Raw genomic sequence first — 10,897 nt, 5'->3', positions numbered from 1 at the left:
ATCTGTTCAGTCGGATCAAGCTGTCTTATCTGTTCAGTCGGATCAAACTGCTTAATCTGTTCGGCAGGATCGGCAAAGTTGAGGTCCCTTACGGTTTCAGGGCTTATCAGATCAACCCTGGCGTCAAGAGAGGTGCCGTCCTTGAGGTAAGGCTTGATCCATTCACGGCATTCGTCACTGTCAACGATTCGCGGAGAGTACATGTATTCATTATGATCATAGCCGTAGAACCAGTTGGTGTCTTCCGCGCTGGATACTTCCGAAGAGGTTGATGAGAACTGGGTTGCACTGCCGGTCATGGAACTTGAAGGTGTGGATATCAGGAAGCGGCTGGTGGTGTCCACTGCTGCGGCTCCGGTTTTCACAATGGCGTTTGCAGGCTGAAGCAGACCTTTTTTCTGCTTGTCATGCTGCTGGATCACCATGGTGTCTGTAACTATACACTGCGGATTGTCTCCCGGCAGAGAACCGTATTTCACCTTAAGTTCGGTTTTTGTGCGTCGAACGTTGATACTGCGCTGACCGACGAATTTAACGTTGTCGTCAACGACTACTTCGATATGGTTGGCAAGAGACTGTTCATACTTGTCTTTGGCCATTTTTATGTCGATTTTCTGCTGTGAAGAGCTTGATGTGACTGAACATCCCGCCAGCAGAAAAGCTCCGGTAAGCACAAGTAACTTTTTATCCATGACTTTACACCTGTATGCTGTTTTTTTTTCTACGTGAAATATATACAAAAAACATGCTGTTTGCAATTTTTTCGGGGGCTTTACTGAAAAAATTACCGGTTAAATTTTTACCGGAAATACGGACCTGCGGATAAAACCCGGAGAGAGTTTACGGAGAACTTTCTGAGCCCGTGTCCGTCAGGCTGACGCTTATCGGCTTCAGTCGGTAAAAAATCACGGCCTGAGGAGGTGAATTTAGGCTCCGTCATTGATAAAATCTCATATATTTGATACACTTCTGACGGTTTTTTGAGTTGGCATGTCAACATTGAACATAAAGTAGGGTTTTTAATAAATGGAACGCCGTATTCTTCGTACTGAATGTCCTGATGCGAAAGGACTTATTGCCGGTATTACCGGTACCTGTTTTAAATATCAGTACAATATTATCAAGAACGATCAGTTTTCAACCTTCGATGACAGCAGATTCTTTATGAGAACCGAGCTTGAAGGGGATTTCAGTACCGCAGATTCTTTCATTGAAGAACTCAGACACGTTATCCCTGATGGCGGTATCTGCAAGCTGATGCCAATTCAGAGAAAGAAAGTTTTGGTTCTGGTAACCAAGGAAGCTCATGTGCTCGGTGATCTGCTGATTAAGAGCTACGCCGGTGCTCTGCCGATTGACATTGTCGGTGTTATCGGCAACTACGACAAGCTTGAGGATCTTACCAGAAAGTTTGATATTCCTTTCGTGACCGTAAGTCATGAAGGCCTGAGCCGTGAAGAACACGAAGCCAGAATGCTTGAAGCAATCAGCAGGTTCGAGTTCGACTACGTGGTGCTGGCAAAGTACATGCGTATTCTTACCCCTAACTTCGTGAACAGCTTCCCTAACGGTTCCCTCATCAATATTCACCATTCATTCCTTCCTGCCTTCATCGGTGCCAAGCCGTATCAGCAGGCGTTCAACCGCGGTGTGAAGATCATCGGTGCAACCGCTCACTTTGTTACCAATGATCTGGATGAAGGTCCGATTATCGCTCAGGACGTAATCAAGGTTAATCACAACTACAGTGCCGAAAGCATGGCCAAGGCCGGCAGGGACGTGGAACGTCAGGTTCTGGTGAGAGCCCTGAGCCGCGTGGTTGACGGCAAGGTATTCATTCACGGAAACAAGACCGTGGTATTCTAAAATACCGGTAATGAACGGTACGGCCTGAGCATTGAATGTTCAGGCCGTTTTTTTATGTCATTATTTCTTCCGGGAAGCTTTCGGTCCGGTGATTGGTGTTTTGTTAATCACCGCCGATATTTTATCCGGCAAAGATTATAGAATGAAGGTATGTCGTCTCCGTTTTTTTTTCGGGAAGCCGACGGGCTGAGCAGTTTCGGTCACTGAATGAACCTGTTTCAGAGTGCTTTTTCAGGAGAATATCCGGAATTCCCGAAAATTTCCGCATCAAAGGAGGAAATCATGCTGATAGCCGAATTTATCTTCATGCTGCTGATACTTTACGCAGGCAGCAGATACGGAGGCATTGGCCTCGGTCTGGTGTCAGGAATCGGTCTGGCTGTGGAAGTTTTTGTTCTGCGAATGCCGCCGGGTACGCCTCCGGTTGACGTAATGCTCATTATTATAGCCGTGGTGGGCTGTGCTTCCGTGCTTGAAGCGGCCGGCGGCCTGAAATTCATGCTTCAGATAGCTGAAAAGATTCTGCGCAGACATCCCAGGGGTATTACCTTTTTAGGACCTCTGGTAACCTATACCCTCAGCCTGATGCTGGGCACGGGACACGCGGTCTATACCATTATGCCGATTATAGGCGACATCGCTTTGAAAAACAGAATTCGTCCGGAACGTCCGATGGCCGCATCCTCTGTGGCCTCGCAGATTGCTCTTACCGCTTCACCGATATCAGCCGTTACCGCCTGCTATCTCGGCAGGGATGTTTTAAGCATTCCCGGACTTGAAAATCTCAGTCTCATGAATATCATGATTGTGACTCTGCCAGCCACTCTGCTGGGGGTTCTTGCCATGTCGGTATATTCAACCTTCAGAGGAAAGGAGCTTGATGACGATCCGGAATTTCAGGAACGCATGAAGAATCCGGACTTTCGGGCGATGATAAACGCCACGTCACAGACCACCCTTAATGAACAGCTTCCGTTCGGAGCCAGACTGTCAGTGGTAATGTTCCTGATATCCATCGTGACCATTCTGATAATCGCCGCATTTCCTGCCGTGAGAACCATTGGCGAAGGTGCAAAACCGATATCCATGGGAGTCATTATTCAGATGATAATGCTGGCATTCGGAGCCGTGGTGATGATTGTTTCCAAAACTCCGGCCTCCGCAGTACCCAAGGGGGTGGTATTCAAATCGGGAATGACCGCCTGTGTGGCCATATTCGGTATCGCCTGGATGTCCAATACCTACTTCAATTATGCCATGCCGTCATTTGAGAATGCGGTTAAGGGTATGGTTACCCAGTATCCGTGGACCTTTGCCTTTGCCCTCTTTGCGGTATCGGTCGTGGTCAATTCACAGGCCGCAACCGCCAAGATTATGCTTCCGGTGGCAGTGGCTCTGGGACTTCCTCCGCATACCGTCATCGGTCTGATGCCGGCAACCTATGCCTACTTCTTTATTCCGAACTATCCGTCAGACATAGCAACCGTGAACTTCGATATGTCCGGTACCACCAGAATCGGTAAATGGTACTTCAACCATTCCTTCATGATCCCCGGACTTATAGGAACCTTTGTAGCGTGTTTTGTGGGACTGGTCATTGCCAGACTTACACTGTAACGGTGTTACCTGAAAAAACGGAAAAGGCAGTCGCGTAAAGTATTACGGGCTGCCTTTTCCGATCCGCCGTTCCTTATGCGGAAAGGTTATTCTCCGGTCTGTCCGAGGTCACGGAGTTTTCTGCCTTTCATGAGATTATCCTCAATGCGTTCAAGTGACACGCCGCGTGTTTCGGGAACATACAGCAGAATCAGGATCACTGATACTACCGATACGGCAGCATATATGATCATGGTCTCGGCGCTGCCCAGTGCTTTTATGAGAGGAAGGAAGGTCGCCACCACGGTCATGTTTGACAGCCAGTTGGCCACGGTGGAGCAGGTTATGCCGAAGTCACGGCCGGCAATAGGCTGAATTTCGGAACAGAGAACCCAGGCAACCGGGCCGGCGGAGAAGGCAAAGGCGATGATGAACACCAGCACCGAGGCTATGGCCGCCATACTCATGTTCAGATGCATGAACAGTGCAACGCAGATCATGGACAGAGACATGATGGAGTATCCTGCAAGCAGGATGATTCTGCGTCCCCATTTTTCAATAAAGGCCACGGCTATGAAGGTTGCCAGCACATTGGTAAGGCCGATGATGATGGTCCCGAGATTGGTGGCGAATTCCGAACTGAAGCCCGCGTTTTTGATAAGCTCCGGACCGAAGTACATGATTACGTTGATGCCGCAGAGCTGCTGCATGAGCTGAAGGGCAATTCCGAGATAAACCGCTTTTCTGAAGAATACGCTGCCGCGGAACAGCCCGAAGCCGCGGATTCCGCCGGTCTGTGCCGCAACGGTACTGATGATTTCCTCAGCTTCTTCACGTGCCTCTTCTCCGGAACCTCTGATTTTTTCAAGAACCGCAAGCGCTTCATCCCTGCGGCCTGCTGAAATCAGCCAGCGCGGTGATTTAGGCAGAAACATGAGGCCGATAAGGAATGCCGTGGCGGGAATCAGCGTGACGCCCAGCATGGTTCTCCATCCGTATGAGACTGAACCGAACATCATTTCCGAGGCGATCTGTCCTTCTGCTCCGGTGAAGGTACCGTACCGGATCATGGTGTTGACGATGAATGAAATCAGAATACCGACGGTTATCATGAGCTGATAGAGCGTAATCATGGTGCCTCTTATTGATTTTGGAGCCACCTCGGAGAGATACAGCGGTGCGGTGAATGACGCCACGCCGAGTGAAATACCCACAAGGATTCTGGCAGTGACGAGAACGGTGCCGTTCCATGCCAGGGCTCCGCAGGCAGCACTGATGACAAAGCATACGGCGCTGATGATGAGAGAATATTTTCTGCCGAGTTTTCTGGTCAGAACGCCTCCGCAGAGTGCGCCTATGGTGGCTCCGCCCATCATGGCTCCGGCAATGACCGATAAAACCATATCGCTTACATGGAGATCGGACTGTATGAAGTCCTTGGCCTGTGCTATTACGCCTATGTCTATGCCGAGCACCAGTCCGGCCATGGCTGCCGTAAGACATACCGCAATTATCTTTCTGGGAATGGAAGATTTCATTCTGTTTCCTGTCGTCATTTTCAGTATCAGTAGTCAGATGCCGTCCGGAAAGTCAGCGGCTTTCACGGAGGCTTATTTCAGGAAATTATAATACCGGAAAAAAACAATTCAATATCCGGAGGATGAACGGTGCGTTCTGACTGCACCTGTATGATTTCAAAGCGTAAGATTTTCCGGAAACGGTCAGTGCCGGATGAATGCTCAGGATTGTTTTGAAGGTCTGCGTCCGCGTTTTGCCGGCTTCATGAATACGCTGCACTTTTCGATAAAACCGTCTTCCTTCCACTTTTCCATCTGTCTGTAAAGGGTGGTGACATTGATTCCGAGAAGTTTTGAAGCCAGAGCCACCGAGCCGTTGCAGGCGTTTATGGCCGCCACGGTGTATATGCGCTTCACGTCTTCGAGAGTCTGGATTTCATCTTCTTTCACCGGAAGATTTATCATTCCGGCAGGGGAAACGGTCAGCCCCGGTGATGACGAGTCATCCGCATCAGCGGAGGCTTCAGCGACGGCACTGCCTGCCGGTTCGGATTTTTCGGCCCTGTTTTCTTCGGGAGCCCGGGAACCCGGCACCATGTTTTCGGCTGGTACCGGCTGAGGTGCGGTGACGGAAGGAGCGCCTAAAGCCGGAGGCATGACCGCGTCTGAACCGTCAATCAGAAATCTTGAATTGCGGCCCACGTATTTCTGGTAGTGTTCCGGATTCTTCTCGATGTCCTCGACAGCCTTGAGAATATTGGCAGGAAGCATCTCTCCGGTGATTACCGGACCTTCAAAGAGAACCACGGTACTGTGGATGACGTTCTGCAGTTCGCGGACGTTGCCGGGCCATGGATATTTCAGCATGATTTCCGAAGCTTCGTGGGAAATGTACAGAAAATCCTTGTGTTCGAGTTCGGCGTATTTTTTCAGAAAGTGCATGGCGATATGCAGTACGTCATGCTCGCGTTCACGCAGAGGAGGCAGGTGAATCGGAATTACGAAAAGACGGTAGAACAGATCCTCGCGGAAATTTCCTAGCTTGACTTCATTGAATGGATCCCTGTTGGTGGCGCAGATTACCCTTACGTCAACCGACAGTGTTTTCTGAGAACCGACCATGCGGTACTTGCTGCTCTGCAGGAAGCGGAGAAGCTTGGACTGCAGTTCCAGATCCATTTCGCAGATTTCGTCGAGGAACAGGGTACCGCCGTCAGCTTCGGCCACGGCACCTGTACGGTCGGCCACGGCACCTGTAAACGCACCCTTGACATGACCGAAAATGGTGCTTTCCATTATTTCCTTCGGTATGGCGGCGCAGTTTATGGCCATGAACTTGCCTTTGCGTTCGGTATTGAGCTCATGCAGGGTGTTGGCGGTCACTTCCTTGCCCGTACCGCTCTCTCCGGTGATGAATACGGAAGCCTTGGAGTTTCTGATGCGGCAGAGCTTGTCGTAGATGTCGCGCATGACCTTTGAAGCGCCGATGAAGTTCCCGAGATGGATTGAGCTGTCTGGTTCACCGTTGACCTTGGCGTCGAGCTCAAGCTTTTCGATGGTGTTGTTGATTGTGGTGCGCAGACGGTTGCTGTCAACAGGCTTTACCAGAAAGTCATAGGCACCGAGGCGCATGGCTTCAGCCGGAAGGTTGGCTCTTTCGTCTGCGGTGATCACGATGGTGATGACCTGATGATACTGCTGTCCCAGCATGCTGAGAATTTCCATTCCCGGAATGTCCGGAAGGTTAAGGTCAAGCAGTACGATGTCCGGCGCGAAGGTGTCCAGAAGTTCAATGGCTTCACGGCCGGTATAGGCGGAACGAACCTCGGTATTCAGCCCTTTGACTACCGCATTATAGAAAAAATTAAGGGGCCGGGAGTCTTCCACCACCAGCACTCGGGTTTTCAGTTCGTTTTGATTAACATTGAATGAGGTCATTGAACATCAGATCGAAAAAATGAATCACATAGCATAACTTTACCATAAAAAAGGATATTTAACTAAAAAATAGGTGGAACCTTACAATGCGTAACGCACTTTTTCCGAAAAATCAGGTCGGGAGAAAATGAGCCGTTATATGACGCAAAAAAACAGTGAGCGGATCTGAATTTATTTGAGATAATACTCAATGTCACGGGCGAACATGTGATACATTTAGCAGAAAATTGTTTTATATGTTACATGAACTTAATAAAAGGATTATCAGATGAGTCAGGTAAGTCATAGCAGCGGACACGGCAGAGGATTCACTTTCGCGGCAGTGATCGGCGCGGCAATAATATTTTTTGTTGTATTCTTCTTTGCCGAACTGTTTTACACCGTAAACGCGTCAATGGTCGGCGTGGTACTGTCAGGCGGTAAGATTTCATCCGTATCTCAGCCGGGCATGCATTCAAAGGTGCCTTTCTATCAGCAGGTGAAGTTTATTGACCTCAAGTCAAACAGCGGCAGCGTGAAAACAGAGGCATATACCTTTGATCAGCAGAACGCCACTCTTAAAATCAACGTAATCTGGAATTTTGTAGGCACCAAGGCCGAGGATATTTACGTAAACTACAAGGGTGATGAAAAATACATTTACGAATACGTGATTGCTCCGAAGCTTATTGACTGTGCCAAGACTATTTTCGGTCAGTACAACGCCGAGAAGGTAATTCAGAAGAGAGCTGAATTCGTAAATCTTCTGAACACTCAGTTCAAGGAGCTTATGACTGATATTCCGGTGCAGATCCGTTCCGTTCAGGTGGAAGATATTTCATTCTCCAAGGTTTATGAAACTTCTGTTGAAAATGCCATGAAGGCAAGAGCCGATGTTGAAAAGGCCAAGGCTGAACTTGAACGCGTGCAGCTTGAATCCCAGCAGAAGGTAAAGATTGCCGAGGCTGAATCAGAAGCTGTAAAGAAGCGTGCCGATGCTCAGGCTTATGCCATCCTCAAGACTGAAGAGGCAAATGCCGCAGCCATCAGATTAAGAGGGGAGGCATTACGCGAAAACAGTGAAATCGTAAGACTCACCGTTGCGGAAAAGTGGGACGGCAAACTTCCTTCAACCATGGTTCCTGGAAGCAGCCTGCCTTTCATTGACGTAAAGAGCAAATAATAAAAACATTTTAGTAAAAACGGCACAACACCTTGAAAAATAAAGGGTTTTACACATCGTTAAAAACTTAATATTGTGCAAAACTCTCAAAATTTATAAAATATTTGGGTATTTTTTGGGTATTTTTTTTGAGGTGTTTATGTCGAAGATCAAGCAGTCGGACTTGAGGGTTAAACTCGGTTCTGGCGAATCAATTCGAGTGTCAGAAGGTAACGGCCTGACGCTTATCATAACGGGAACCAAGAAAGGGACCTCGTTCAAATTTCAACATCGCTGCACTCTTAACGGAAAGAGAATTGAAAAAATTCTAAAGACCCAAGACTTGAACGAAGCGAGGCAGATTGCTGCCGAAAGGATGTTGAAGGTAAACAGTGGAAATCATCCTGATGAAGCACAATCAAAAGGTTTGATGTTTAGCGCTGTTGCTGATGAGTGGCTGAAACAGAATAAATACTCTTCATCAAAAACACTACATCAAATATCATGTTATGTAGACAGATTAAAAGAGCGCTTTGATTACCAAGTTTCAGAAATAAGTGAAAAGCAGATATATTCGGTGATTCAGGGGATGCAGGAACGTCATGGAACTTGGACTGCAAAGCTAACGTTATCAGTTCTGGATCGTATTTTGAGGTATTCGAAAATTGTTTATAAGGTGCAAATTCCCGATGCACGAGCTGTTCAGTCACTATTTAAGTCCGAGCCTACAAAGCATAGACCATCGTTGACTGACGGTGATTTAGATGACAATATTATGCGCATATTTTTAACTCTCAAAGAGAGGACTAGACAGAACCGTCAGATGGTAATGTACTATCTCTCTTTCTTGTTATTGCTCCGGCTTGAGGAAATTAACAACATCAAGGCAAGTGATATAAATCTTTTAGATAAAGTGTTACTGATAGAGAAAACAAAAACATTGGAAGATGGTATAAAGATTCCAATAACTAGCGAGCTGGAAAGAGTTTTAGAGTATTTGATGAAGAAGTCCACTAACCAGTGGCTGTTAAGCAGTTCAAGATCGTCTTCTGGAAAGTTCTGTCTTAAGCAGCTATCTGATAAGTTAAGGTTTTGCGACATAGGACAGTCATTTCACGGTATACGCTCAATCGGCAGAATGTGGATGCACCAGAACGGCATACCGTTCGAAGTTGCAGAGAGTTGTCTGACTCACGTTGTCGGTTCTGCTGTTACCAGAGCATATCTGCGTACCGACTACTTCGAGGAGCGAAGACAGGCGATGGAGAAGTGGCACGAGTATCTGCATGAATTGCTGAAAGACATTGTAGTGCTAGAAGAATAAATATAGTTAGGATAAAATTATTTGAAGTGTTGAGGTAATCATGACGATTCAAGAACAATTGATTGATAAGTCCAAGGAAGCGTTTGTATTAGCTATAGAAATTTATAATAAACCATCAATTAAGTATAGGTTAGAGGGTTTTAGCTTCTTTATCTGTAATGCCTGGGAATTGATGTTAAGGCTTATATCATAAATAAGCATGGTGACGAGGCAATTTACTACAAAGATAAGCCTAATAGAACAATAAGTTTAGATCAGTGTGTGAAGTTAATCTTTACTAATGAAAAATCGCCGTTAAGAAGAAATCTGGAAAAGATTATAGAGCTGAGAAACACGAGTACGCATTTTATCACTGAAGAGTATGAAGCTGTATATGTATCGCTTCTTCAAGCATGTGTCTTTAACTATGTCGATAAGATGATGGAGTTTCATGATGTTGATATGACAAGAGTAATCCCAGAAAACTTTATTACTTTGTCTGTAAGATTAAAATCATTAAATGAAACAGAAATTCGTGGCAAATATGATTCACAAGTTGCCGAGCGATTAATACAGACCAATACAACTATACAGTCATTATCAGACGAGAATAACAGTACATTTTCGATCAAAGTTGAACATCTGTATTATTCCACCAAAAAGAGAGAAGAGGCTACAGAGGTATATCATATTGAGAAAGAGGCCAAAGATGGGATTCGTGTGATAAAAGAGATGAAAAATCCTAATGACACGCATAAGTACAATGCCAAAAGCTGTATTGAAGCAATAAACAACAAATTGCGTAAAGACGGTACATATCCTATGTGTAAGGGGCAGAACGTTAAGATTAATAATTTCCACTTTATGAATTTCGTAAAATACTTTGATCTGAAGAGTAATGAAAGAATGTGCTTTGTTTTTGACAAACAGGCAAAACAGCCTCAATACAGATATTCTCAGCAAGTTATCGATTTTATATATGAAGAAATCAAGAAGAACCCAGAGACAATACTGGATGATTTGAGAGAAAAATTGAAGTTAAAAAAGTCAGGCAGTCAACCCTAGGAGCAAAGGATTCTAAGCACGAATGCCTACTCCCATTCGGGAACCCAGCTTTAATCCATCACAAGTTGACTTGCTTTAAGTATAGTAACAATGTAAAGAATAGTCAAGCTGATACAAAACAAACAAAGATCTGTATCAATAAATTATACCATTCAAGATGAGCAAAAAATAACGAGTATCAGACTGACGCTCGCCATTTTTTTACACGGGTGTGACATAAAATTCGTGTATTCCTGTTAAGTCTGTTAATATTAAAGACTTAATTGGAGTTATATGAATATGGCAAAAAAAGATATTAAGCGAAATCCAGCTGCTGAAAAAATTGCAGATTTAATTCTCAATAATTATGACGTACAAAATGCTAAGGACGTTAATGAAGCCTTAAAGGACGTCTTTGGACCTATTTTTGAGAAGATGCTTAATGCCGAAATGGATGCACATCTTGGTTATGATAAGAGTTCATCCGAACCA

General features: G+C 45.8%; 8 protein-coding genes and 2 pseudogenes. 7 read left to right on the top strand and 3 right to left on the bottom strand.

The genetic code is table 11. From position 1 onward, the window contains the following. Window positions 1–692, bottom strand: a 692-nt coding sequence (locus tag BMY80_RS12230; RefSeq protein ID WP_177178531.1) for a hypothetical protein, incomplete at its 3' end; no start/stop codon positions are given. 334 nt (window positions 693–1,026) lie between these two features. Here BMY80_RS12230 and purU point away from each other — a divergent pair. Further along, complete coding sequence (gene purU, locus BMY80_RS07655) at window positions 1,027–1,866, top strand: formyltetrahydrofolate deformylase (RefSeq protein WP_093142491.1); 840 nt, start codon at window positions 1,027–1,029, stop codon at window positions 1,864–1,866. Between the two features lie 207 nt (window positions 1,867–2,073). Continuing rightward, window positions 2,074–3,483: an anaerobic C4-dicarboxylate transporter gene (locus BMY80_RS07650; protein ID WP_218140342.1), complete on the top strand. Its 1,410-nt coding sequence runs from the start codon at window positions 2,074–2,076 to the stop codon at window positions 3,481–3,483. Between the two features lie 86 nt (window positions 3,484–3,569). Here BMY80_RS07650 and BMY80_RS07645 read toward each other — a convergent pair whose 3' ends face one another. Beyond that, a complete protein-coding gene (locus tag BMY80_RS07645) occupies window positions 3,570–5,000 on the bottom strand; it encodes a sugar porter family MFS transporter (RefSeq protein WP_093142488.1) in 1,431 nt (476 codons plus the stop codon). 201 nt (window positions 5,001–5,201) lie between these two features. Continuing rightward, on the bottom strand, window positions 5,202–6,917 hold the full coding sequence (locus tag BMY80_RS12225; protein WP_177178530.1) for a sigma-54-dependent transcriptional regulator: 1,716 nt from the start codon (window positions 6,915–6,917) through the stop codon (window positions 5,202–5,204). Between the two features lie 268 nt (window positions 6,918–7,185). Here BMY80_RS12225 and BMY80_RS07635 point away from each other — a divergent pair, with 268 nt between their 5' ends. From BMY80_RS07635 to BMY80_RS07620, 5 genes and pseudogenes are all read left to right on the top strand, one after another. After that, window positions 7,186–8,079: a prohibitin family protein gene (locus BMY80_RS07635; protein WP_093142486.1), complete on the top strand. Its 894-nt coding sequence runs from the start codon at window positions 7,186–7,188 to the stop codon at window positions 8,077–8,079. A 139-nt stretch (window positions 8,080–8,218) separates the two neighbouring features. Then, the gene (locus tag BMY80_RS07630) at window positions 8,219–9,382 is read left to right on the top strand and encodes a tyrosine-type recombinase/integrase (protein WP_143066490.1); all 1,164 of its coding nucleotides are present in this window, start codon (window positions 8,219–8,221) and stop codon (window positions 9,380–9,382) included. Window positions 9,383–9,422: 40 nt separating this feature from the next. Further along, window positions 9,423–9,898 (top strand): annotated as a pseudogene (locus BMY80_RS12815) (DUF3644 domain-containing protein); the annotation flags it as partial. 195 nt (window positions 9,899–10,093) lie between these two features. Continuing rightward, window positions 10,094–10,426 (top strand): hypothetical protein, encoded by a 333-nt coding sequence (locus BMY80_RS12810; protein ID WP_425441297.1) that lies wholly within the window; start codon window positions 10,094–10,096, stop codon window positions 10,424–10,426. A 279-nt stretch (window positions 10,427–10,705) separates the two neighbouring features. Then, a pseudogene (locus BMY80_RS07620) lies at window positions 10,706–10,897 on the top strand (IS256 family transposase); the annotation flags it as partial.

It is taken from the genome of Ruminobacter amylophilus (assembly GCF_900115655.1).
Taxonomy (GTDB): Bacteria; Pseudomonadota; Gammaproteobacteria; order Enterobacterales; family Succinivibrionaceae; genus Ruminobacter; species Ruminobacter amylophilus.
Note: the sequence above shows the minus strand (reverse complement) of the source record. Positions and strands in the feature narration are given on the sequence as shown.

Coding starts and splice junctions, on each gene's coding strand:
- BMY80_RS07645 (WP_093142488.1), bottom strand. CDS start 5,000: ATGAAATCTTCCATTCCCAGAAAGATAATTGCGGTATGTCTTACGGCA.
- BMY80_RS07650 (WP_218140342.1), top strand. CDS start 2,074: ATGAACCTGTTTCAGAGTGCTTTTTCAGGAGAATATCCGGAATTCCCG.
- purU (WP_093142491.1), top strand. CDS start 1,027: ATGGAACGCCGTATTCTTCGTACTGAATGTCCTGATGCGAAAGGACTT.
- BMY80_RS07630 (WP_143066490.1), top strand. CDS start 8,219: ATGTCGAAGATCAAGCAGTCGGACTTGAGGGTTAAACTCGGTTCTGGC.
- BMY80_RS12225 (WP_177178530.1), bottom strand. CDS start 6,917: ATGACCTCATTCAATGTTAATCAAAACGAACTGAAAACCCGAGTGCTG.
- BMY80_RS07635 (WP_093142486.1), top strand. CDS start 7,186: ATGAGTCAGGTAAGTCATAGCAGCGGACACGGCAGAGGATTCACTTTC.
- BMY80_RS12810 (WP_425441297.1), top strand. CDS start 10,094: ATGAAAAATCCTAATGACACGCATAAGTACAATGCCAAAAGCTGTATT.